Source organism: Pseudomonas thivervalensis (assembly GCF_001269655.1).
GTDB classification, from domain to species: domain Bacteria; phylum Pseudomonadota; class Gammaproteobacteria; order Pseudomonadales; family Pseudomonadaceae; genus Aquipseudomonas; species Aquipseudomonas thivervalensis.
In genome coordinates this window covers 22,208-45,057 of record NZ_LHVE01000018.1, presented here as the reverse complement: position 1 = coordinate 45,057, position 22,850 = coordinate 22,208, and the positions used below count along the sequence as shown (strand labels likewise).

General features: G+C 61.3%; 19 protein-coding genes. 7 read left to right on the top strand and 12 right to left on the bottom strand.

Features of this window, described 5'->3' with window-relative positions; all coding sequences use genetic code 11:
- Positions 1 to 108: 108 nt before the first annotated feature.
- From AD659_RS23980 to AD659_RS23945, 8 genes are all read right to left on the bottom strand, one after another.
- The gene (locus AD659_RS23980) at positions 109 to 1,353 is read right to left on the bottom strand and encodes a TIGR03862 family flavoprotein (protein ID WP_053125742.1); all 1,245 of its coding nucleotides are present in this window, start codon (positions 1,351 to 1,353) and stop codon (positions 109 to 111) included.
- 76 nt (positions 1,354 to 1,429) lie between these two features.
- Entirely contained in the window at positions 1,430 to 3,313 is a 1,884-nt protein-coding gene (locus AD659_RS23975; RefSeq protein ID WP_053125596.1) for a methyl-accepting chemotaxis protein, read from the bottom strand.
- Positions 3,314 to 3,369: 56 nt separating this feature from the next.
- A complete protein-coding gene (locus AD659_RS23970) occupies positions 3,370 to 4,611 on the bottom strand; it encodes an OprD family porin (protein WP_053125595.1) in 1,242 nt (413 codons plus the stop codon).
- 152 nt (positions 4,612 to 4,763) lie between these two features.
- Positions 4,764 to 6,503, bottom strand: a complete 1,740-nt coding sequence (locus AD659_RS23965) for an acetyl/propionyl/methylcrotonyl-CoA carboxylase subunit alpha (protein WP_053125594.1) — start codon at positions 6,501 to 6,503, stop codon at positions 4,764 to 4,766.
- Positions 6,500 to 8,116, bottom strand: coding sequence for a 5-oxoprolinase subunit B/C family protein (locus tag AD659_RS23960; RefSeq protein WP_053125593.1), 1,617 nt, complete (start codon positions 8,114 to 8,116; stop codon positions 6,500 to 6,502). Before AD659_RS23960 ends, AD659_RS23965 begins: the two co-directional genes overlap by 4 nt.
- 9 nt (positions 8,117 to 8,125) lie before the next feature.
- Positions 8,126 to 8,932 carry a putative hydro-lyase gene (locus AD659_RS23955; protein WP_018604970.1) on the bottom strand — a complete coding sequence of 269 codons (807 nt, stop codon included), beginning with the start codon at positions 8,930 to 8,932 and terminating at the stop codon, positions 8,126 to 8,128.
- Positions 8,929 to 9,699, bottom strand: coding sequence for a LamB/YcsF family protein (locus AD659_RS23950; protein WP_046065194.1), 771 nt, complete (start codon positions 9,697 to 9,699; stop codon positions 8,929 to 8,931). Before AD659_RS23950 ends, AD659_RS23955 begins: the two co-directional genes overlap by 4 nt.
- 28 nt (positions 9,700 to 9,727) lie before the next feature.
- Positions 9,728 to 10,960: an NRAMP family divalent metal transporter gene (locus tag AD659_RS23945; RefSeq protein ID WP_053125740.1), complete on the bottom strand. Its 1,233-nt coding sequence runs from the start codon at positions 10,958 to 10,960 to the stop codon at positions 9,728 to 9,730.
- A 338-nt stretch (positions 10,961 to 11,298) separates the two neighbouring features.
- Here AD659_RS23945 and AD659_RS23940 point away from each other — a divergent pair, with 338 nt between their 5' ends.
- From AD659_RS23940 to AD659_RS23925, 4 genes are all read left to right on the top strand, one after another.
- On the top strand, positions 11,299 to 11,898 hold the full coding sequence (locus tag AD659_RS23940) for a GntR family transcriptional regulator (RefSeq protein WP_053125592.1): 600 nt from the start codon (positions 11,299 to 11,301) through the stop codon (positions 11,896 to 11,898).
- 270 nt (positions 11,899 to 12,168) lie between these two features.
- Positions 12,169 to 12,738: a GNAT family N-acetyltransferase gene (locus AD659_RS23935; protein ID WP_053125591.1), complete on the top strand. Its 570-nt coding sequence runs from the start codon at positions 12,169 to 12,171 to the stop codon at positions 12,736 to 12,738.
- 104 nt (positions 12,739 to 12,842) lie between these two features.
- Positions 12,843 to 13,712, top strand: coding sequence for an acyl-CoA thioesterase II (gene tesB, locus AD659_RS23930; protein ID WP_053125590.1), 870 nt, complete (start codon positions 12,843 to 12,845; stop codon positions 13,710 to 13,712).
- Positions 13,709 to 14,302, top strand: coding sequence for an HAD family hydrolase (locus AD659_RS23925; protein ID WP_053125589.1), 594 nt, complete (start codon positions 13,709 to 13,711; stop codon positions 14,300 to 14,302). Before tesB ends, AD659_RS23925 begins: the two co-directional genes overlap by 4 nt.
- Before the next feature lie 142 nt (positions 14,303 to 14,444).
- Here the strand turns inward: AD659_RS23925 and AD659_RS23920 are convergent, their stop codons facing one another.
- Positions 14,445 to 15,392 carry an alpha/beta fold hydrolase gene (locus AD659_RS23920; protein WP_053125588.1) on the bottom strand — a complete coding sequence of 316 codons (948 nt, stop codon included), beginning with the start codon at positions 15,390 to 15,392 and terminating at the stop codon, positions 14,445 to 14,447.
- Entirely contained in the window at positions 15,393 to 16,277 is an 885-nt protein-coding gene (gene ypfJ, locus AD659_RS23915) for a KPN_02809 family neutral zinc metallopeptidase (RefSeq protein WP_053125587.1), read from the bottom strand. It abuts the gene before it with no gap.
- Positions 16,278 to 16,528: 251 nt separating this feature from the next.
- Between ypfJ and AD659_RS23910 the strand changes: the two genes are divergently transcribed.
- Complete coding sequence (locus AD659_RS23910) at positions 16,529 to 17,407, top strand: DMT family transporter (protein WP_053125585.1); 879 nt, start codon at positions 16,529 to 16,531, stop codon at positions 17,405 to 17,407.
- A 148-nt stretch (positions 17,408 to 17,555) separates the two neighbouring features.
- Here the strand turns inward: AD659_RS23910 and AD659_RS23905 are convergent, their stop codons facing one another.
- Positions 17,556 to 18,893, bottom strand: coding sequence for an MFS transporter (locus tag AD659_RS23905; protein ID WP_053125583.1), 1,338 nt, complete (start codon positions 18,891 to 18,893; stop codon positions 17,556 to 17,558).
- A 279-nt stretch (positions 18,894 to 19,172) separates the two neighbouring features.
- Between AD659_RS23905 and quiC the strand changes: the two genes are divergently transcribed.
- On the top strand, positions 19,173 to 21,074 hold the full coding sequence (quiC, locus tag AD659_RS23900; protein ID WP_053125581.1) for a 3-dehydroshikimate dehydratase QuiC: 1,902 nt from the start codon (positions 19,173 to 19,175) through the stop codon (positions 21,072 to 21,074).
- Positions 21,075 to 21,177: 103 nt separating this feature from the next.
- A complete protein-coding gene (locus AD659_RS23895) occupies positions 21,178 to 21,855 on the top strand; it encodes a TetR/AcrR family transcriptional regulator (protein ID WP_039594106.1) in 678 nt (225 codons plus the stop codon).
- A 138-nt stretch (positions 21,856 to 21,993) separates the two neighbouring features.
- Here AD659_RS23895 and AD659_RS23890 read toward each other — a convergent pair whose 3' ends face one another.
- Positions 21,994 to 22,845 carry a shikimate dehydrogenase gene (locus AD659_RS23890; RefSeq protein ID WP_172681759.1) on the bottom strand — a complete coding sequence of 284 codons (852 nt, stop codon included), beginning with the start codon at positions 22,843 to 22,845 and terminating at the stop codon, positions 21,994 to 21,996.
- Positions 22,846 to 22,850 lie beyond the last annotated feature (5 nt).

Genomic DNA, 22,850 nt, shown 5'->3' with positions numbered 1-22,850 from the left:
GTAGGAGCTGTCGAGCGAAGCGAGGCTGCGATCTTTTGATCTTTTGATCTTTCGCTTGAGATTCAATTGTCTGGGGAAAGATCGCAGCCTCGTTTCACTCGTCAGCTCCTACGGGTTCAAACCGTTCAAGAATTCCAGGATTCCTAAGCCCGCCGCCCGGCCGCTGGCAAAGCACGCCGTGAGCAGGTAGCCGCCGGTCGGCGCTTCCCAGTCGAGCATTTCTCCGGCGCAGAACACGCCGGGCAGGTGCTTGAGCATCAGGCGTTCATCCAAGGCCTCGAAGGTCACGCCACCGGCGCTGCTGATGGCTTCGTCCAGGGGACGTGGCTTCACCAGGGTGACCGGCAGGGCCTTGATCGCCTGGGCCAGCCGCGCCGGGTCAGTGAAACATTCGGCCGGCGTGAGCTCGCGCAACAGCGCCGCCTTGACGCCGTCGATCCCCAGCTGGCTGTGCAAGTGCTTGGCCATCGAGCGAGAGCCGCGTGACTTGCTCAGGGCTTGCTGGATCTTATCCACAGGCCGTCCCGGCAGCAGGTCCAGAAGGATCGTCGCACTGCCGTGTTGGTTGATGGCTTCGCGAACCGGCGCCGACCGGGCGTAGACCAGGCTGCCTTCGAGGCCAGTGGCGGTGATCACGCATTCGCCGAGGCGCGGTACATCGTCGTTCAAGCCAATGGCGATATTTTTCAGCGGGGCGCCAGCGAATTTGCTGATCATCAGGTCGCTCCAGGCCTCTACCTCGAACCCGCAGTTGCTCGGTTGCAATGGCGCCAGGGTCACGCCGCGTTGTTCCAGCGCCAGCATCCAGGCGCCGTCCGAGCCCAGGCGCGACCAACTGCCGCCGCCCAGCGCCAGCAGGGTCGCGTCGGGGCGTAGCGTTTTCTCACCTTCCGGGCTCGCTATGCGCAAGCTGCCATCAGGGTTCCAGCCGAGCCAGCGGTGGCGCGTGTGGATCGCCACGCCGGCATCGCGCAGGCGCTTGAGCCAGGCGCGCAGCAGCGGGGCGGCTTTCATGTCGGTGGGAAATACCCGTCCGGAACTGCCGACAAAGGTGTCGATACCCAGGCCATGAATCCATTCGCACAGTTCGTTTGCGCCAAATGCCCGCAGCAGCGGGGCGATATTCGCCGCGCGTTCGCCGTAGCGGGACAGGAAGGCCGGGAAGGCTTCGGAGTGGGTGATGTTCATACCGCCCACGCCGGCCAGCAGGAATTTGCGGCCCACCGAGGGCATGCCGTCGTACAGGTCGACCTGAAGGCCCGCCTGGCTCAACACCTCGGCCGCCATCAGGCCGGCGGGGCCGCCGCCGATGATGGCGACGTTTGGAGTGGAAGGCTTGGAAGCTTGAGTCATGGCGAGCGATGTCTGGCGGATCAGGGCGGGCATTCTATCAGCTCGGTCCACTGGCCGAGGGGCATGGCGTGTGTGTCTACAACTTGAAAGTGTCGACCACACTCCTGAGGCGTCCGACTTCAAAATCCAGTTCCCCACACGCCTTGAGGGTCGAGCACAAATTGTCGGTGGCATGGCGATTCAACTGACTGATCTCATGAACATCCCGAGTAAGCTGGTCAACAGCACTGGTTTGCTCCTCGGTTGCAGCGGCGACCGTCAGGCACATCTCATCGATCTCGATGATGCGTGACACCACGGTCAGCAGGCTGTCCCCGGCCTCGGTCGCCACCCGTACACTTTGGCTGCCGATTTCATGGCTGCGCAGCATGGTCTTGGCAGCCTGGGTAGCCCCCTCCTGCAGTGCCTCGATCACCGTCCTGATTTCTTCAGTCGCTGTCTGGGTGTGGTGGGCAAGGCTTCTGACTTCGTCCGCCACCACGGCAAACCCGCGCCCGGCCGCTCCGGCCCGGGCTGCCTCGATGGCCGCGTTCAAGGCCAGCAGGTTGGTTTTTCCGGAGATCGTTGAGATGACCTCCAGCACCTTGCCGATATTGGCGCTTTTGGCGTTGAGTTCTTCGATCTGTGCGCGGGTTTCTTCGATGTTTTCTTGCAGGCAACTCATGGCTTTGACCGTGTTCTCGACGAGCATGCAGCTCGAATCGATCTGCGCCCTGGCGCTCGAGGCGCCTCTGGACGCCGCCGAGGCACTCGAGGCGATTTCTTGCGCCGACGCCCCAAGCTCCTCAATGGCCGCCGCCACGTTGCTGGTAAAGCCGGATTGGTGTTCCGACTTCCCAACCGAAGAGTTGGAGGCCGTCAGGACCTTGCTGGTGGCCTCTTTCAGGGAGTTCGTCGTCGATGAGACTTCGGTGATGGAGGCATGGATCCGGTCGCCGAAGCGATTGAAACTCACGGCCAATTGGCCGAATTCATCATTGGACAGGATCGACAAGCGTCGGGTCAGGTCACCGTCGCCCTGGGCGATATCTTCCATCGCGTGACTGATAAGGCGCAGGGGTTTCATCAACACGCGAATAAGCAGCCCGAGCAGCAGCAGGGTGGCCATGCCGGCAACGATTGTCGTGATGATCGCCGAACTGCGGAACGCAGCAAGACTGGCCATGGCTGCCTGTTTGTCCAGGACGATGCCGATGTACCAGTCTTTCATCGGCAGGCCCTTGATCGCAGAGAACAGTGTGAATTTCACGCCATCGACCGTAGTGGCTTCCACCAATCGATCATTGAGCGTCGGGGTATTGCCCGGAAACAGATCGGACAGTGTCTTGCCGATGAGCGCCTTGTCGGGGTGAACCAGTATTTTACCTTCCTTGCTCACCAGAAAGGCGTATCCATTGCCCTCGAAGACTTGCGCGTTGAGCGTCTGGGAAATCGTCTCGATGTTCAGACTGGCGCCCAGGACGCCGAGCGTCTGCTGCCCTGTGTGGATGGCGACCGCCTGGGTGATAATCGGGTAGTCGATCCCGGCCCCTACGTAGGGTTCGGTCATCGCCACGCCATGGTCTGCGGCGTCTATGTACCATTGCCGCTGCCTGCTGTCGTAATCGGCTGGCATCTGCCGCGGGGGATGGATCTGGAACCCACCGTCACCGGTACCCGCATAGCCTGCGATAAATTGGCTCATGAGCACTTGGCTCTGCAATTTGTCGAGTATGTTTTGCGGCGAGGGATCGTCGCCGATGAGTTCGGCAAATCCCCTCAGCAGAATCATTCGTCCGTCCAGCCAGCTCTGGATATCGTGTGCCATCGCTGCCGAGAGGGCGCGGGTGTGTTCCTCGATTTTTCTAACGTTGTCGTCACGCAACCGAACATCATTCAATACGGTGAATGTGCAAAACACCGTCATGATAAGCAACGAAGCAATCAGTAGTATCTTCTGGTTAAACCTGAGACTTTTCATTGCACTTTCTCTGAATAAGGATCGGTTGCGCAGGGACAAAGGTCGCCGTCAGCGGATTACCAAAGTGCCAATGTGTAACTTACGATTAGACGGGTTTCGTCCAGGTCATTGCCGAAGTTCGAACGAACCGTAGCGTTTCTGAGTTTGACCCCGAGGTTTTTTAGCGAACCGCTTTGGATCACGTAACCGATATCCGTATCGCGCTCCCACTCTTTGCCCGTGTTACTGCCCCCGACCAACGCGTTGTCACCCTGGACATAACGACTCATGAACGTCAGCCCGGGAATGCCCAGTGCCGCGAAGTTGTAGTCATAACGCAGCTGCCAGGAGCGCTCCTGGGTGTTGGCAAAGTCATTGATCTGGACGAAGTTGACCAGGTACGGGTCGCTATTGGCAATGTATGGGAAGGGATCGTCACCGCTCATGTGTTGATAGGCGGCCGTGAACACGTTGGCGCCCAAGGTGTAGGAGACCAGTCCGTTCGCTGCCCGGTTATCGAGCGGGCGGAAGTTACCGTCATCGGTACTTTTCGAATAACGTAGATCGAACTTCAGCGACTGTTGCGCGGCAAGGGGAATTTCATAGACAACGCCGCCAAAGAACTGCCGGTAGACATTTTCCAGATTGCCGTAGAACAGGCTGGTGCTAAGGGCTTTGTTGAAACTGTAGGTGCCGCCGGCAAAGTGAAAATCATCACTGACACCGCCGATGCGGTTACCCGTGAAGTCCTGATAGTCCGAGGAACTGTTGAACTTGATTTGCTCCAGCTTGCCACCTTGCAGGACCAACTGATCAATGTCTTTGGAAGACAGTAACGCGCCTTCGAAAGTGGAGGGCAGCAGGCGTGTGTCATTGCTCGATACCACGGGCGTACGGAAGGCCAGTGAGCCAACCTTTAGAACCGTTTCCGACACTTTCGCCTTCGCCGTCAGCTCAAGTTTGGAATATTCGTCCTGTGAGCCGCGGCCGTTTTTCGAACTAAGGTCAGCCGGCAACAGACCCGTGCCACCGGAACCATCACCGCCGTCAAGCTTGAGACCAAGCATGCCAACGGCGTCGATGCCCAGGCCCACGGTGCCGGCGGTATAACCTGACTCGAACCGCAACATGGCTCCCTGGGCCCATTCTTGTGCCGCGTCTCGCTGGGCCGTGGGAGGGCCGTTGCGAAAGTCACGACTGAAGTAGAAATTACGCAGTTCAATACTTGCCTTACTGTCGGCAATAAAATCTGCAGATGCTGTGAATGGGAAAATCAACGCGCAAGTACCCGCAATAGCGAAAGTCTTATTGATCGACATGCTCTTTATGCTCCAGATAACGGCAGATTTATTTGTTGGGTTTTATCGTTATTTTGATTGCAAAGTTATATCTACAGTTTTCTGCGGGCAGCACGCGGCAACCGGGTTATTACCCCGTTGCGCGTACTGACTGCGAAAAGAAAAGTTTTAAATCAGTTAGCTGTTTTGATGCGGCCAATGACGGAGCCGGCTTCAAAGTAGTCGCCTGCCTGTTTGACGATCTGCACCTGGCCTTCACACGGTGCGAGGACCGAGGTTTCCATTTTCATGGCTTCTACCACCGCGATCACTTGACCAGCGCTCACCGACTCGCCGTCTTTGACGACCCAGGTATGCAGATTGCCCGCCACGGGCGTCAGTACCGCCTGCGGATCAGTGGCCTCGGATGGGGCCGTGCTTTCGCTGGCGCTACCCGCTGCGTTCAAGCTGACGCCTCGCAGCAGCGCAGCCGGAAGACCCAGTTCATGGCGCTTGCCGTCGATCTCGACAAACGTGCGCAGGATGCCAGGGTCGGCGGATACGGTGGTACGTGGGGCGAGCGTGATCTGTTCGGCGAAATCGGTCTCGATCCAGCGCGTGTGCACGGCGAATTTATCGGCACCGGTGAAGTCGTCATGGTCCATCACGGCCCGGTGGAACGGCAGCACCGAGGCAATGCCTTCAATGTTGAATTCAGCCAAGGCGCGCCGGGCGCGGACGATGGCCTGTTCGCGGGTGGCACCGGTGACGATCAGTTTGGCCATCATCGAGTCGAAGGTGCTGGGCACTCGCGAGCCGCTTATCACGCCGCTGTCCAGGCGAACGCCCGGGCCAGATGGCGGCAGGAAATCGGTGATCTGACCGGGGGTGGGCAGGAAGCCCTTGCCTGGGTCTTCCGCGTTGATGCGAAATTCGAAGCTGTGGCCACGCGGGGGCGGCGTCTCACTGAAGGACAACGGGAAACCGTCGGCGATCCGCAGTTGTTCGATCACCAGATCCACCCCAGTGGTCTCTTCGGTCACCGGGTGCTCGACCTGCAAGCGGGTATTGACCTCGAGGAACGACAGGGTGCCATCCTGGCTGAGCAGGAACTCCACCGTGCCGGCACCGACGTAGCCGGCTTTGGCGCAGATATCCTGAGCGGATTGATGAATACGCTGGCGCTGTTCGTCGCTGATGAAGGGCGCTGGCGCTTCCTCCACCAGCTTCTGATTGCGCCGCTGCAAGGAGCAGTCACGCGTGCCGACGACGACGACCTTGCCGTGTTTGTCGGCGAGGATCTGCGCTTCGATGTGCCGAGGACGGTCGAGGAACTGTTCGACGTAGCATTCGCCACGACCAAAGGCCGCTTGCGCTTCGCGCACGGCGGAGGCGAACAATTCAGCCACTTCATCCATGCGCCAGGCGACTTTCATGCCGCGTCCACCGCCGCCAAAGGCAGCCTTGATGGCAATCGGCAGTCCGTGCTGTTCGGCAAAGGCCAATACTTCGGCGGCGCTTTCGACCGGACCAGGCGTACCGGCTACCAGAGGCGCCCCGACCAGTTGGGCAATTTTTCGCGCCTCGACTTTGTCGCCGAGCACGTCGATGGTCTGCGGGTTGGGACCGATCCAGATTAGCCCTGCGTCGATCACCGCCCGGGCGAAGTCGGCCCGTTCAGACAGAAAACCATAGCCGGGGTGCACGGCATCGGCGCCGCTGCGTTTGGCGACGGCGAGCAGTTTGCCGATATCCAGGTAGGTCTCGGCCGGGCGCTGGCCATTGAGTGAGTAGGCTTCGTCGGCCTGGCGCACGTGCAGGGCGTCGATGTCCGCGTCGGCATAGACCGCGACAGACTGCACGCCGTAGTCGCGGCAGGCGCGGGCGATGCGGACGGCAATTTCACCACGGTTGGCAATCAGTAATTTTTTCATGGAAGTTTTTTCACATCGGCAGTTGAAGAAGCTTGCGTAACGGGTTGAATCTCTTTGAAGCCGTCCACAGGGTTGAAGCGAATCTGCGCATTGATAGGGATCTGGCCAGCCAGGTCGAGATGGTAGTGGGCAACTGCGCCGATCACCGGATAGCCACCGGTCAACGGGTGATCGGCGAGAAACAGAACCGGTTGGCCACTGGCCGGAACCTGAATGGCGCCGACGCAGGTGCCTTCGCTGGGCAACTCATGGTGGTTGCTGCGCGCAAGCGGCATTTCACCGGCCAGACGAATACCGACGCGGTTGGACTGTGGGGTGACGCGCCAGAGCTGGCTGCTCAGACGCTGGATAGCGTCTTCGGTAAACCAGTCGGTACGCGGCCCCATGACCACGTCAAGGGTGATGACGTTGGCAGTAGTAGGCAATTCAAAGGCCGGGGCTTCGTTCAGCGATACGCTGGTCCCCGTTGTCAGTGTTGTAAAACCCAATAGGTCGCCGACGGCGAGCGCCGGGGGGCCGACCTGGGCCAGGGTGTCTGTGGACAGGCTGCCTAATACCGGAGCGATATCAAAGCCGCCGCGAATCGCCAGGTAGCTGCGCAGCCCCGCGAGGGGGGAACCCAGGCTGACGCGGTCACCCGCGTCCAGCTCGATGGGCTGGTAGTGACTTGCCTGCCATTGCAGGCCACTGGCGTTGGTGATTGTGACTGGGGTTTTCGCACCAGTGACAGCGATCACGGCACGGCCATGGCAAACGAAGCTCAGGCCGCCGAGTACCGATTCCACACAGGCCATGTCCGAGCGGTTGCCGACCGCGCGGTTGGCTGCCCGCAGCGCGCCCTGGTCCAGCGCGCCGGAACAGGATACGCCTTGGCCGGTCTGGCCGGGACGGCCCATATCCTGCAGTACGCTGTGCAAACCGGGGGTGATGATTTCCAGATAGGCGCCGCTGGGCGCGGCGGCGCTTGCCGGTACCGTGGGGGCGGGCAGGCCTCCCGCCGGGAGCGGGCCTGCATCGGTGAACCGCACTTTATAGCCTGGACGCAGCAAGGCCGATTCAGCGCGGTTCAGGTCCCACATCTGCAAAGGCGTGACGCCGATGATCTGCCACCCACCGGGGCTGGCTTGTGGATAAACACCGCTGAATTCCCCCGCCAGGGCAACCGCACCTGCGGGTATGCGGGTGCGTGGAGTTTGTCGGCGAGGCACCTGGAAACCGGCACCGCCAGTGAGGTAGGCGAAGCCCGGCGCAAATCCGCAGAAGGCCACGCTGTAGTCATGGGCAGTGTGGCGTTGGACCACTTCGGCGCGGCTGATCCCCAGCAGTGTGGCGACCTCGTCAAGGTCTTCACCATTGTAATGGACGGGAATTTCCACCCGGCGATGCTCGATCTCGCGGCGCTGGCTCAGGTCCTGGCCAGCGATACGATTGACGAGCGCCTGCTGGGCAATGGCGCTGGGGCGAAATTGGATCAGCAGCGTTCGTGCGGCAGGAATGATCTCCTCCACGCCAGCAATAGGTTCGGCCATCAGGGCGTCGAACAACGCCAGGGTCTCGTCCAGATCTTTCAATTCGACGAGCAGGGCGTCCAGGTTGACGGGTAGAAAACGCACAGGAAACTCCTAGACGTGATAGGTGCTGTCAGGCACATCGGTGATGAACATATGGCCGGGCGCATGGGTAATGGCGAAGGGCACGCCCGAGGCCACGACCGCCGCCTGGGGCGTTACACCGCAGGCCCAGAACACCGGGATCTCACCGGGTTCGATGCGTACGGCGTCGCCGAAGTCGGGTCGACTCAGGTCCTGGATCCCGAGCAGCGCCGGTTCGCCGATGTGCACCGGAGCGCCATGGACTGAGGGATAGCGCCCGGAGATACCGCTCGCCTCGGCCACGCGATCGGCTGGAATCGGTCGCATCGATACCACCATTTCACCCTGCAGACGTCCCGCCGGACGGCAGGCACGGTTGGTCCGGTACATCGGTACGTTGCAACCATCAGTGATATGCCGCACTTCGATGCCGGCCTCTTGCAGGGCCGTTTCAAAGGTAAAGCTGCAGCCGATCAAGAAGGCCACCATGTCGTCGTGTTCGGCCCAGGCCTGAGTGGCGTCGCTGACTTCCTCCACCAGCTTCCCATCACGCCAGATGCGGTACAGGGGGATATCGGTGCGCAGGTCGGCCCCTTCAGCCAGCAGCGTACCTGGGCTGCCGGCGTCGCTGACGTCAAGGATCGGGCAGGCTTTTGGATTGCGCTGGGCATACAGTAGAAAATCGTATGCCCAGGCGCGCGGCAAGGCGATCAGGTTGGCCTGGGTCATGCCCGGCGCGATACCTGCCGTGGGGGTGACCAGGCCGCCACGGTAGGCGGTGCGCGCTTGGCGGGCAGCGGCGATGGCCGCCTGGCGGGCGAGATCAAGAGCGTTCATGGGCGTCCTCCGGCAAAGGGCAGCAAGGACATGTTGGCCTGTTCCAGTACGCGGCGCAGCTCGCGGGCCATTTCCACCGCTGCCGGGCTGTCGCCATGGACACAGATCGAGTCGGCCTGGATTCTGGTCAGGCTGCCATCGATCGCTTCGATGGTGCCGTCTTCAACGAGGCGAAGCATACGTTGGGCGACGAGCTTGGGATCGTGCAGCACGGCGCCTGGTTCGCGGCGAGAGACGAGGGTGCCCTGTGGCGTATAGGCACGGTCAGCGAACGCTTCGGCGATACACTGCAACCCCTCGTTACGGGCCAGTTCAATCAGGCTTGAACCTGCCAGGGCAACCAATATGAGGTTGGAGTCGATCGTGCGGATGGCTTCGATCACGGCCAGCGCCTGGCGGCGATCGTGAGCAATGGTGTTGTACAAGGCGCCATGGGGCTTCACATAGCGCACGCAGGTGCCAGCGGCCTTGGCCAGGCCTTGCAGCGCGCCGATCTGGTAGATCACATCGGCAGTCAGTTCATCGCTGGCCACGTCCATGTTTCGTCGGCCAAAGCCCACTTTGTCCGGGTAAGCGACATGGGCACCAATGGTGACATTTTTTGCCGCCGCCGCTTTCAGTGTCCGCAGGATGCCGGCAGGGTCTCCGGCGTGAAAACCGCAGGCGACATTGGCGCTGGTCACGACATCGAGCATCGCGGCATCGTCGCCCATGTGCCAAGCGCCAAAGCTTTCACCCAGGTCGCTGTTGATATCTATGGTTGGCATTGACGTGACTCCTTGTTCGTTGTCGGGCTCAGGCGACGTTGAGGAAGGCGAAGATCGGCCCGACGGATTTGATTGCCATGTACCAGGTCAGCAGGCAGGTCAGGGCGCCCAGTACCAGCAGCCAGCGTGGGTAATGGTAACCGCCCATGAGGTCGGACCGGCGCCAGCCGACGTAGATAAAGATGCTCAGGCCGATTGGCAGTATCAGGCCGTTGAAACCGCCCGCGAAGAGCAGCAGTGCGGCAGGAGCAGTCCCCATCAGGACAAAGATCAGCAGCGACAGGGTGATGAATACGGTGGTGGCGCGGTTGCGAGCCTGCTCAGTGATGTCCGGCTTGAACACGGTGATAAAAGAAATGGAGGTGTAAGCGGCGCCGATCACGCTGGTGATACTGGCGGCCCAGAGGATGAGACCGAAGACGCGCAGGCCGAACTGCCCGGCTGCCGCCTGGAAGGCTTGTGCGGCCGGATTGGCGCCCTGGCCCGAGGTGTCGATGACTACGCCGCTGGCAACAACGCCGAGGATGGCGAGAAACAGGATGTAGCGCATGAGGCCGGTGACCAGGATGCCGCCCAGGGCTGCCTTGGTCACTGCCTGGAGATTTTCTACCCCGGTAGTCCCGCGATCCAGCAGTTTGTGAGCCCCCGCATAGGTGATGTAACCGCCGACCGTGCCGCCGACAATGGTCGTAATGGTGGCGAAATTGGTCTGGTCCGGAAGTACGGTCTGGTAGAGGGCTTCACCCAGTGGCGGGTTAGAGGCAAAGGCCACGAACAGCGTCAGGGCAATCATCACCAGGCCCAGCACGACGATCAGCCGGTCGACGGCCAATCCGGCGCGGTGGGAGAGGAAGATGCCGATGGCCAGCAGGGCGCTGAGACCGCCGCCCCATTTTGCGTCAAGCCCCATCAGCGCGTTCAGGCCCAGCCCGGCACCGGCGATGTTGCCGACGTTGAACACCAGCCCGCCGAAGATCACCAGAACCGCCAGCAGATAGCCACTGCCTGGAATTGCTTTGTTGGCCACGTCTGCGGCACGCATTCGGGTCAGGGTGACGATACGCCAGACGTTAAGTTGAACCACGAAGTCGATCAGAATCGAGGCCAGGATACCGAACGCAAATGCCGCACCCATCTTGGCCGTGAACGTGGCGGTCTGGGTGATGAAGCCAGGGCCGATGGCGGACGTCGCCATCATGAAAATTGCGGCGATCAGGGAAGCGCGTCGCGTCTTTGTAAAATCTTGAGCGGTCTGTGTCACGGCTGTCTGTGTCACGGCATCAATTCCTACGGTGGGAGATGTTTTTTTATTGAGCAACGAGCGTGCCAGGATTCAAACATCCGTCTAGAAGTGTTGATCTATAGCGTCTTGATTGTTCAACAATACATTTGATGTGAGGCTACAATTTGCACCAAATTGTAACCTTGTCACTCGTGGGTGTTACTTAATGATGCAGGCAACACCCTTGCTCCTTGCCATGGGCTGGGCTCTCATGGAACATCGAAGTGACTTCCTCATTTTCTGGATTGCACATGAACGACGTTTCACCTTCCCTTCCTCGCTCGCTGGGAGAATCCATTACCCAGGAGATCCGCAGAATGCTGGTCGAAGGTGAGTTGGTGCCGGGCCAGCGGCTGTCCGAAGCGGCCCTGGCCGACAACCTGCAGATTTCACGCAACACCTTGAGGGAAGCGTTCAGGGTCCTGACTCGGGAGGGGTTGCTCAAGCATGAACCCAATCGAGGGGTGACCGTGGCGGAGCCGGATATGGCCTCGATCATTGACATCTATCGCGTGCGCCGTTTTATCGAATGCAAGGCCATCGCGCAGGGTTATCCGCTGCACCCGGGAACACTGCATATGCGCGAAGCCGTGGAAGCGGGCATGCGAGCGCGTGAGGCCAAGGATTGGATCGCAGTCGGCACCGCGAACATGATGTTCCACAAGGCGATCGTCGAACTCGCCGACAGCCCGCGCCTGGTGGTGTTCTACGGGCAGATATCGGCCGAGCTGCGGTTGGCCTTCGGCCTGCTCAATGATCCCGAGTTCCTGCATATGCCCTATGTCGACATGAACGTTTCAATCCTGCGCTGTATCGAAGAAAGGCGACCCGAGGACGCCACCCAGATGCTCGAAGCCTATCTGGTGCAATCGGAGCGCACTGTTCTGGCAGCCTACGAACGCTGCATGAACCGATAGCGCCAGGCGAGCGCTTCGCAAGCAAAGCCACACCTATCGTTTTTTCCGCTCAGGCCCTCACACCCACCTTAGAGTTCCGGGTATCGATGGGTGATTTCCCGGGGCGGCCGCGTGGCACTGGGCAGGCCAAGTCGCCGTTGGTCTTCGCGAGCCAACTCAGCACCCATGCAACGTTCGATATGCGCGCGGTCGTGGGCCAGGTTTTCAGCGCTGATTGAGTGACGGATCTTGCCTGCGATGTAGACTCAGGGGGCATGGAGGAGAGTGAAGATGGAGCCGATACTGGAACTGGAAAGCGCGCGGCTGCTGTTGCGGCAGTGGCGCGATGATGACTTGCCGGAATTTGCCGCCATGTGCGCCGACCCGCAGGTGATGCGTTATTTCCCGGCGCGCCTGAGCCGCCTGGAAAGCGCTGCCCTGATCGGTCGCGTGCGGGGACATTTCGCCGAGCATGGTTTTGGTTTGTGGGCCCTGGAACGCAAGGACACCGGCGCCTTCATTGGCTTCACCGGGCTGGGTGTGGTCGGGTTCGATGCGCCTTTCACACCGGCCATCGAGATCGGCTGGCGCCTGGCCCGGGAGCACTGGGGCCTGGGGTATGCCAGCGAAGCGGCGTGGACCGCCCTGCGTTGTGCCTTCGACCAGCTGACGCTGGACGAAGTGGTGGCGTTCGCCGCCGTCGACAACCTGCCATCGCAAAAGGTCATGCAGGCCATTGGCATGCAGCACGACCCGGCCGACGACTTCGAACACCCGACACTCGCCGTCGGTCATCCATTGCGTCACCATGTGCTCTATCGCATCAATCGTGAGCAGTGGTTGCAGACCCTGCACGGTTAGCCGACACGGACGTTTACAATGCCCGCCAAAATGGCCCGGGCCACTATCGATCCACCGCCGCAGCGTAGACTGCGCGGTTTTTGCGCTGAGTGAGGAAAGTCTGAATGAGCCACGTGTTGGAAGATCTGGTCGACCTGCTGACCCTGGAACCGATCGAAGAAAACCTGTTTCGCGGTCGCAGCCAGGACCTGGGGTTTCGCCAGTTGTTCGGCGGCCAGGTATTGGGCCAGTCGTTGTCGGCGGCCAGCCAGACCGTGGAAGAGGCGCGTCATGTGCATTCGATGCACGGTTATTTCCTGCGTCCGGGCGACGCCGCGTTGCCGGTGGTCTACCAGGTAGACCGGGTGCGTGACGGTGGCAGCTTCAGCACCCGCCGGGTGACGGCGATTCAGAAGGGCAACCCGATCTTTACCTGCAGTGCGTCGTTCCAGTACGACGAGCAAGGCTTTGAGCACCAGAGCAGCATGCCGCAAGTCGTCGGCCCGGAGAACCTGCCGTCTGAACTGGAGCTGACCCAGCAACGCGCGCACCTGCTGCCCGAGCACATGCGCGAAAAACTGCTGTGCCCCAAACCGATCGAGGTGCGCCCGGTCACCGAAAAAGACCCTTACAACCCGCAACCGGCCGATCCGGTGAAATACGTGTGGTTCCGCGCCGATGGCGCCCTGGCGGATTCGCCGGCCTTGCACAAATACCTGCTGGCCTACGCGTCGGACTTCGGCCTGCTGACCACCTCGATGTTGCCCCACGGCAAATCGGTCTGGCAGAAGGACATGCAGGTGGCCAGCCTTGACCACGCCTTGTGGTTCCATGCCGACTTGCGCGCCGATGATTGGTTGCTCTACGCCATGGACAGCCCGTGGGCCGGCAACTCCCGTGGGTTTTCGCGGGGCAGCGTGTTCAACCGCGCCGGGCAACTGGTGGCCTCGGTGACCCAGGAAGGCCTGATTCGCCACCGCAAGGACTGGGCATGAGCCTGGCCGAGGTTCGTCACTGGGTGTTCGACATGGATGGCACGCTGACCATCGCCGTGCATGATTTTGCCGCGATCCGTGTGGCCCTGGCGATTCCGGCCGAAGATGACATCCTCACTCATCTGGCAGGGTTGCCCGCTGAGGAAGCGGCGACCAAGCATGCCTGGTTGCTGGAACACGAGCGGGACCTGGCGCTGGGTTCCAAGCCCGCGCCGGGCGCGGTCGAGCTGGTGCGAGAGCTGGCCGGGCGCGGCTATCGCCTGGGCATCCTGACCCGCAACGCCCGCGAACTGGCCCACGTGACGCTGGAGGCCATTGGCCTGGCGGACTGTTTCGCCGTGGAAGATGTGCTGGGCCGCGACGAGGCACCGCCCAAGCCACATCCCGGCGGCCTGTTGAAACTGGCCGAGGCCTGGAGCGTGGCGCCCGACACGATGGTGATGGTGGGCGACTATCGTTTCGACCTGGACTGCGGTCGTGCGGCAGGGGCGCGAACGGTGCTGGTGAACTTGCCGGACAATCCATGGCCGGAACTGACGGATTGGCATGCGCGGGATTGCTTTGAGTTGCGGAGGATGTTGTCGGCTTGAGGTTGGTGGACTGATCGATCGCTTTCGCGAGCAGGCTCGCTCCCACAAGGGGATTTCTGTTGGTCGCGAAATTGGTGTCCACACCCGATCTACTGTGGGAGCGAGCCTGCTCGCGAAGAGGCCCTATAAGCCACCACAAGGCTTACTGCCCAAACAACACCTTCAGCCCCTCCGGCGAATTGAACATCCCATCCCCATCATGCCCGACCCCAGGCACTTCGATCAGCTGCTGGTTCAGCCCCTCGGGATGGCGCCGGGTCAGGTAGTCGAAAAAGAAATGCCCGCGCAGTAACCGATACGCGCCTTGGGTTTGCGCTTCACAGCCCTTGTCCAACGCCGGATGCTCCGGGTCGATGTCCTGCTGCCCGAGCAGGTACACGATGTCGCGCTTGACGTAGTTTTCCTCCAACCGAGCAGGTGTTTGTCCGCCGGCATAGGCGGGCAGGTCCTGCAGGCCGTATTTCCAGCGATTGAAGCCAGGGCAACTGGCGGCGTCGAACGCCATGGGCCGTTGTGCATCGAAGTAGGCATAGGACGACGGGTTGGCGATGACGAAACGCGGCTCGATTCGGTATTGGCCTCGGGCGAGCAGGGCATAGCGCTGCACGACCTGGGCCCCGCCGGAATGGCCGGCGATGACGATCTCCTTCACTTCGGGAAACTGCTGCCGGTCACTGACCCGCGCGACGATGTCGTCGAGGACCTGGAAGGAACTGACCGGGTTGGGCCCCGTGGACAGGCCACCGGCCATCCAGTCGTTACCCCGCCAGCGCAGCAGTTCATTGGGCAATGTGTGGCGAGTCACGTCCTGCTCGTTGAGGAACTGCGGGGCGATGATCAGCGTGGTGCCCTGTTGCCCGGCCTGTCCGGCAGCCTTTTCGGCGCTGTGCAGGTAGGTGTCGGCATTGCGCAGCCGACCATGGAGGATGATCAGCACGCGCTGGATCGACGCCGGAGGCGGGCTGACGGCGACGGTCATGGCGCCGCCCTTGAACTGCAGGCGTCCTTGGGCGACCACCTTGACCTCGTGTTCCTCGGCCTGGGCAACGGCGCAGCACAGCACCAGCCCGATCAACGCCCCCCACTTCATCTACAGGGTTTTCGCCGCGAACGTGTCGCACTGGCTGACCTGGCCTTGGGCGAAGCCGGTCTTGAACCAGCGCACCCGCTGCGCTGAAGTACCGTGGGTGAAGGAGTCCGGCACCACGCGGCCCTGGCCTTGCTGCTGCAAGCGGTCGTCGCCGATGGCATTGGCGGCGGTCAGGGCCTCCTCGATGTCCCCCGGTTCCAGCCAGTTCAGACGTTTTTGCGCATGGTTGGCCCAGACCCCGGCCAGGCAGTCGGCCTGCAATTCCTGGCGCACCAACAAGCCGCCGTCGCCTTCCATCTGCCGGCCTTGCTGGCGCGCTTCCTGGATTTTTGCCGATACGCCGAGCAGCGTCTGCACATGGTGGCCGACTTCGTGGGCAATGACGTAGGCCTGGGCGAAGTCCCCGGCGGCGGCGAAGCGTTGGGACATTTCCTTGAAGAAACTCATGTCCAGGTAGACCTGCCGGTCCGCGGGGCAATAGAACGGACCGGTCGCCGAGGAGGCCAGGCCGCAGGCCGAGTTGACCCTACCGCTGAACAACACCAGTTTGGGTTGCTGGTATTGGCGTCCGGCCTGCTGGAACACCTGGCCCCAGGTGTCTTCGGTATCGCCGAGGATCGAGCGCACGAACTCGGCCTGTTCATCGTTGGCCGGTGGCGCCTGGCGAGTCTGTGAAGGGGCGGGTACGGACTGGTCCATCTGCCCGGCCAATTGCCCGAGAATCTGCATCGGGTCCTGGCCGGTGATCCAGCCGATGCCGACGATCAGGAGAACGGCCGTCAGGCTCAAGCCCTTGCCGCCGCCGAAACGCATTCCGCCACCGCCCCCACCGTCACCACGGGCGTCCACCACGTTGTCACTGCGGCGACCTTTTTTCCATAACATGTGGGAAATCCTCTGAATGACGCTGCGAGAAATGACTGCTGTGGCGGTGAGTCTAGCTTTCAGGCGCCCAAGGTGCGCGCCGCGCTTGTGCTGTCAGGCAACGGACACGGGTTTTGGTTCATCGATGTGCCGATCCTGCCTGGCGCCGGAATTTTTCATTACACTGCGGATTCAGAACTTATCGGCATGCTCGCTGGCCCAAGAACTGCACGTGCGTCACGGCCCTAACATCAAGCAACGCAGGTTTCCTCATGACTGTCAGCACACCGCTCTCCGGCGTCAATCAGGCTTTCAAGGGCATCGTGCTTATTCTGGTCGCAACGTTCCTGTTCTCCAGTCATGACGCGCTGTCCAAATACCTGTCCGGTTTTTATCCGATCGTCATGGTGGTCTGGGCGCGTTACGTGGTGCATACGTTGTTGATGGCGGGGATTTTCCTGCCGCGCTCGGGACTGCGGGTGCTGCGTACCAAGCGCCCGTTGTGGCAGTTGGCCCGGGCGTTGTGCCTGCTGGGCACCAGTCTGTTTTTCACCACCGCGTTGATGTTCATTCCTCTGGCGGAGGCGACGGCGGTCAACTTCCTCGCGCCCGTGCTGGTGACCGCGCTGTCGGTGCCATTGTTGGGCGAACGCGTGACGCGCGGTCAATGGATCGCGGTGATCTTCGGTTTTATCGGGGTGTTGATCATCGTCCATCCCGGTGGCGATCTGTTCACCCCGGCGGTATTGTTGCCGTTCTGTTCGGCGCTGTTTTTCTGTTTCTACCAACTGCTCACGCGCAAGCTCAGCGAGATCGACAGCCCGACCACCAGCAATTTCTTCGCCGGCCTGTGCAACACCTTGGTGATGAGCGCGCTGGTGCCGTTCTTCTGGCAAGTGCCGAGCCTGATGCACGGAGCGATGATGTTGGCGCTGGGGGCCTGCGGGATGACCGCACACCTGATGCTGACCCAGGCCTTCCGCTTCGCCGCCCCGGCGCTGCTCGCGCCGTTCGGGTATTGCCAGATCGTGTTTGCCGGGCTGCTGGGCTGGTTGTTGTTCAACCATACGCCGACGCTGACCACCGTGGTGGGCATCGCCTTGATCTGCATGAGTGGGTTGGCGGCGGCGTGGCAACAGCGACGGGCGTAATCACTGGCTATACACGGACCCTGTGGCGAGGGAGCTTGCTCCCGCTGGGCTGCGAAGCGGCCCTCGCTTTTTTTGCGATTGCTGCGCAATCGAGCGGGAGCAAGCTCCCTCGCCACGGGTGAATCGCTGTCCGTTAGTGTGTGGACAGTCAGTTTTCCAGCGTAGGCACCTTGCGCGGCGCCATGAAGTACAGCCAGGTCAGGGCAATGAAGTACATCGCTGGGATCAGCGTGAACAGCACCGTGTAGTTATTGTTGGTGATCGTGAGGATGTGGCCCACCAGTTGGGTCATGAACATCCCGCCGATGGCCGCGCACATGCCGCCGAAGCCGAACACCGTGCTCATCATGTACTTGGGCGTGTAGTCCATGACCAGGCTCCAGATGTTGGCGGTCCAGGCCTGGTGCGCGCCGATGGCCAGGGAGATGGCGAACACTGCCATCCACAGGCTGCTGGAGCCCGCGGCCATGATCACGCCGATGATGCAGCAGGCGAATAGCAGCATGGACATCAGGCGCGCCTTGATCGGATCGAGGCCGCGACCAATCAGGAACGAAGACAGGATCCCGCCGCCCACGCTGCCGAAGTCGGCGGTGAGGTAGATGATGATCAGCGGGATGCCCATCTGGGTCACGTTGATGCCCAGGTTGTATTGCTGGTTCAGGAACGGTGGCAACCAGTAAAGGTAGAACCAGAACACCGGCGCGGTGATCGAGTAGGCCAGGGCGAACGCCCAGGTGCCGCGCATGCGCAGGATGCGTGAGAACGGTACGCGGACCGGGTCCGGTTCGTCCTGGGCCTGGATGTAGTCCAGTTCCGACTGTTTAACGGTGGGATGGTCTTCGGGGTTGAAGTATTTCAGGCCCCAGAACAGCAACCAGATCCCGCCCAGCGCCGCCATGCAGAGGAACGCGGCCTGCCAGCCCCACACGTGCAGGACCAGTGGCAGCAGCATTGGGGTGAACATCGCGCCGACGTTGGTCCCGGCGTTGAAGATACCGGTGGCCACGGCCCGTTCGCCCGCCGGGAACCACAGCCGGGTAGTCTTCACGCAGGCCGGGTAGTTGGCGGCTTCGGTGAGGCCGAGGATGAAGCGGCAAACCATGAAGCCCACCGCTGACGTGGCCAGGCCATGGGCGCCGGTCGCCAGGCTCCAGAGCAGCACGGCGCAGAAAAACACGCGCTTGACGCCGATTCGGTCGATCAACCGCCCCTGCAACACGAAGCCGACGGCATACCCGACCTGGAACCAGAAGTTGATGTTGGCGTAATCCATCGCCGTCCAGCTCATTTCCTTGGCCAGGATCGGCTGCATGACGCCCAGGGCGGCACGGTCGATGTAGTTCAGGGTGGTGGCGAAGAACACCAGGGCGAGCATGCCCCAACGGGTCTTGCCCACGGCCATGGCGCTGCGGATCTTGTCACCGACGCTGCCGGTGGAGGCACCCAGGCCAGGGGCCAGGCGGGAACTTTGGGAAGGAATCATAGCGTGTACCCGTTTTTGAAATTCTTATGGTCGGTCTGGGTCTGTCCATTGAGCTTAGCGATCAGGGCCGGCGTCAATGTGCAGCGATGGTGCGCAGTGAGCAAAAAATCGTCAATTCGGTGATCGGCATTTTGTTCGATAATCGCCCAAAAAACTAACCGAATGGTACATATTAAATTGCTGAAAGAAACCGGCAGCTCAATAATCGGCTCACTCTTCTAAGCAATTTCAAAAGCGGCGCAGCTTCTGTAGCCGATGCCTGTCCCGGGAGCCGAAGTCATGCAGCGTTCCATTGCCACCGTGTCCTTGAGCGGTACTTTGCCGGAAAAACTCGAAGCCATTGCCGCCGCCGGTTTTGACGGGGTGGAAATTTTCGAGAATGACCTTCTCTATTACGATGGCAGCCCTCGGGAAATCAGGCAGATGTGCGCCGACTTGGGCATCGCCATCACGTTGTTCCAACCGTTTCGTGACTTCGAAGGCTGCCGCCGCGATCGTTTGTCGCGCAACCTGGAGCGGGCCGAGCGCAAATTCGACTTGATGCAGGAGCTGGGCACCGACCTGGTGCTGGTGTGCAGCAATGCTTCGGCCGACAGCGTCGGCGACGAACAGATCTTGATCGATGACCTGCGCCTGCTGGCCGAACGCGCCGGTGCCCGCGGCTTGCGCATCGGTTACGAAGCGCTGGCCTGGGGCCGCCATGTGAATACTTATCAACAGGTCTGGAACATCGTGCGCCAGGCCGATCACCCCAACCTCGGCGTGTTGCTCGACAGTTTCCATACCTTGTCCCTCAAGGGCGACCCGAGCGCCATCGCTGAGATCCCGGGCGATAAGATCTTTTTTGTGCAAATGGCCGACGCGCCGATCCTGGCCATGGACGTCCTGGAGTGGAGCCGGCATTTCCGTTGTTTCCCGGGGCAGGGCGAGTTCGATTTGCCGGGGTTCCTGGCACCGATCATCAAGAGTGGTTATACCGGGCCGCTGTCACTGGAAATTTTCAACGACGGTTTCCGCGCCGCGCCGCCACGGGCCAATGCCGCCGACGGCCTGCGCTCGCTGCTGTACCTGGAAGAAAAGACCCGCCAGCGCCTGGCCGAAGAAGCGAGCGCCGTTGGCAATGCCGACATCCTGTTCGCTACACCGCCGGCCAGCGAATACGACGGCATCGAATTCCTGGAATTCGCCGTGGACGATAACCTCGGCGCCAAGCTCTCCCACTGGTTGGAACGGTTGGGGTTCGTCAAGGCCGGCCAGCATCGCTCGAAGAATGTCAGCCTGCTGCGCCAGGGCGATATCAACCTGATCCTCAACAGTGAACCGTACTCCTTCGCCCACAGTTTTTTTGAAGCCCACGGGCCGTCGTTGTGCGCCACCGCCATCCGCGTGAAAAACAGTGCCAGCGCCCTGGAGCGGGCCGTCGCCTACAAGGGGCAGCCCTATCGCGGACTGGTGGGGCCCAATGAACTGGAACTGGCGGCGGTGCGTGCGCCGGACGGCAGCCTGATCTACCTGGTGGATCAGCAGGCCGACGTCTATGGCACCGATTTCAACCTGCAACCGGGTGCGGTCATCGGGGCCGGGCTCAAACGCATCGACCACATGGCGATGGCGCTGCCGGCCGACAGCCTCGACAGTTGGGTGCTGTTCTACAAGAGCCTGCTGGATTTCGAGGCCGACGACGAAGTGGTCTTGCCCGACCCCTATGGCCTGGTCAAAAGCCGTGCGCTGCGCAGCCGCTGCAGTTCGATCCGCTTGCCGCTGAACATTTCCGAGAACCGCAACACTGCGATCTCACATGCGCTGTCGAGTTATCGCGGCTCCGGCGTGCATCACATCGCCTTCGATTGCGACGACATCTTCGCCCAGGTCAGTCGGGCCAAGGAGGCGGGCGTGCCGTTGCTGGACATCCCGCTCAACTACTACGACGACCTGGCGGCGCGTTTCGATTTTGACGACGAGTTCCTCAGTGAACTGGCCTATTTCAACGTGTTGTACGACCGTGACGCCCAAGGTGGCGAGCTGTTCCACGTCTACACCGAGCCGTTCGAGGGGCGGTTTTTCTTTGAGATCATCCAGCGCAAGAACGGTTACGCCGGTTATGGCGCCGCCAACGTCGCGGTGCGCCTGGCCGCCATGGCCAAGTCCCGCAGTGGTGGCTTGCGGCACGCCAAGTTGTAGGGAAATCGTAAACGTGGCGGTAATGGGCGGTGTCGTGGCTTCCTTCAGTGCACGGTGCGGCCCATAATCGCCAGCCTGTGCAGTGATGGCCGTGAGCCCCGCAATGACTATGAATCCAGAGCTTTCCGCAGCGCTCGACGAACCTGTCGCCACGCCGCGCAAGAGTCGCAAGAACAACCCGGAAAAGACCCGGGAAAACATTCTTCAGGAAGCCATCGTCGAGTTCGTCCAGCAAGGCCTGGCTGGCGCTCGGGTCGACGCCATCGCCGAGCGCATCCACACCTCCAAGCGCATGATCTACTACTACTTCGGCAGCAAGGAGCAGTTGTACGTCGAGGTGCTGGAAAAACTCTACGGCGATATCCGCACCACCGAAAGCCGCCTGCACCTGGCGGAACTGGCTCCGGTGGACGCGATCCGGCGCTTGGTGGAGTTCACCTTCGACCATCACGACCGCAATGTGGATTTCGTGCGCATCGTCTGCATCGAGAACATCCACAACGCCGAGTACGTGAAGCAGTCAGGCGCGATCAAGGCGATGACCAACACCATCCTCGATTCCCTGGGCGTGATCCTGCGGCGCGGCGCCGAAGAGGGCGTGTTCCGTGCCGGCCTCGAGCCGCTGGATGTGCATCTGTTGATCAGCTCGTTCTGCTTCTACCGGGTGTCCAACCGCCAGACGTTCGGTGAGATCTTTCAGATCGATCTGTCGGATGAAGCGGTCAAGCAGCGGCATCGGCAGATGGTGTGTGAGTCGGTGTTGCGGTATCTGCAAGCCTGACACCTAGTGGGAGCTTGTGTGGGAGCGAGCTTGCTCGCGATAGCGGTCGATCAGCCAACATCGATTGCGACTGACAGACCGTTATCGCGAGCAAGCTCGCTCCCACAAGTCATGCCCACAAGGGATTATCACCAGGCTTTAATGATTCATGCTTTGGAAATGCGCCAGCATCCGCTGCGCATCCGGCGCCACGCCGCTGAACAGTTCGAACGCCTTCACCGCCTGGAACACCGCCATGTTGCCGCCATCCAGGGTACGGCAGCCGATAGCGCGAGCGTTGCGCAGCAGTTCGGTTTCCAGTGGGAAATAGACGATTTCCGCGACCCACAAAGCGCGCCGCAACAGCTCGACCGGCACCGGCATGCCCGGAAGTTTCGCCATGCCCATGGGCGTGGTGTTCACCAAACCGTCGGCTTCGGCCATGGCGGTCGGCAGGTCATGCCCGGCGCGAGCGCGATCGGTGCCGAAGTGTTGGTTCAAGTTGTTGGCCAGTGCCTCGGCGCGGCTGACTTCGACGTCAAAAATGCTCAGGGTTTCCACGCCCTCCAGCAGCAGCGCATGAGCCACCGCCGCACCGGCGCCACCGGCACCCATCTGGACCACGCGCTTGCGCGCCACATCCCCCAGGCCACGACGAAAACCTTCGGCGAACCCCAGGCAGTCGGTGTTGTGGCCGATGCGCTTGCCATCCTTCAGCACCACGGTATTGACCGCGCCGATGCCACGGGCCTCGGGTGACAGCTCGTCCAGCAGCGGGATGATCGCCTGCTTGCACGGGAAGGTGATGTTCAGGCCGGTAAAGTCCATGCGCTCGGCGGCCACCAGTAAATCGGCCAGGGCGCCGCTGTCGAGTTTCAACGCGTCGAGGTCGATCAGCCGATAGAGGTAACGCATGCCTTGGGCATCGCCTTCCTGTTCATGCAGCGCAGGCGTGCGAGACGCCTGGATGCCCGCACCGATCAGGCCGGCCAGCACAGTGATATTCGACATAAACA

Excerpts from the sequence above, each read along its gene's own strand:
- AD659_RS23980 (WP_053125742.1), bottom strand. The coding sequence starts at position 1,353 with ATGACTCAAGCTTCCAAGCCTTCCACTCCAAACGTCGCCATCATCGGC.
- AD659_RS23975 (WP_053125596.1), bottom strand. The coding sequence starts at position 3,313 with ATGAAAAGTCTCAGGTTTAACCAGAAGATACTACTGATTGCTTCGTTG.
- AD659_RS23970 (WP_053125595.1), bottom strand. The coding sequence starts at position 4,611 with ATGTCGATCAATAAGACTTTCGCTATTGCGGGTACTTGCGCGTTGATT.
- AD659_RS23965 (WP_053125594.1), bottom strand. The coding sequence starts at position 6,503 with ATGAAAAAATTACTGATTGCCAACCGTGGTGAAATTGCCGTCCGCATC.
- AD659_RS23955 (WP_018604970.1), bottom strand. The coding sequence starts at position 8,932 with ATGAACGCTCTTGATCTCGCCCGCCAGGCGGCCATCGCCGCTGCCCGC.
- AD659_RS23950 (WP_046065194.1), bottom strand. The coding sequence starts at position 9,699 with ATGCCAACCATAGATATCAACAGCGACCTGGGTGAAAGCTTTGGCGCT.
- AD659_RS23940 (WP_053125592.1), top strand. The coding sequence starts at position 11,299 with ATGCTGGTCGAAGGTGAGTTGGTGCCGGGCCAGCGGCTGTCCGAAGCG.
- AD659_RS23935 (WP_053125591.1), top strand. The coding sequence starts at position 12,169 with ATGGAGCCGATACTGGAACTGGAAAGCGCGCGGCTGCTGTTGCGGCAG.
- tesB (WP_053125590.1), top strand. The coding sequence starts at position 12,843 with ATGAGCCACGTGTTGGAAGATCTGGTCGACCTGCTGACCCTGGAACCG.
- AD659_RS23925 (WP_053125589.1), top strand. The coding sequence starts at position 13,709 with ATGAGCCTGGCCGAGGTTCGTCACTGGGTGTTCGACATGGATGGCACG.
- AD659_RS23920 (WP_053125588.1), bottom strand. The coding sequence starts at position 15,392 with ATGAAGTGGGGGGCGTTGATCGGGCTGGTGCTGTGCTGCGCCGTTGCC.
- ypfJ (WP_053125587.1), bottom strand. The coding sequence starts at position 16,277 with ATGTTATGGAAAAAAGGTCGCCGCAGTGACAACGTGGTGGACGCCCGT.
- AD659_RS23910 (WP_053125585.1), top strand. The coding sequence starts at position 16,529 with ATGACTGTCAGCACACCGCTCTCCGGCGTCAATCAGGCTTTCAAGGGC.
- AD659_RS23905 (WP_053125583.1), bottom strand. The coding sequence starts at position 18,893 with ATGATTCCTTCCCAAAGTTCCCGCCTGGCCCCTGGCCTGGGTGCCTCC.
- quiC (WP_053125581.1), top strand. The coding sequence starts at position 19,173 with ATGCAGCGTTCCATTGCCACCGTGTCCTTGAGCGGTACTTTGCCGGAA.
- AD659_RS23895 (WP_039594106.1), top strand. The coding sequence starts at position 21,178 with ATGACTATGAATCCAGAGCTTTCCGCAGCGCTCGACGAACCTGTCGCC.
- AD659_RS23890 (WP_172681759.1), bottom strand. The coding sequence starts at position 22,845 with ATGTCGAATATCACTGTGCTGGCCGGCCTGATCGGTGCGGGCATCCAG.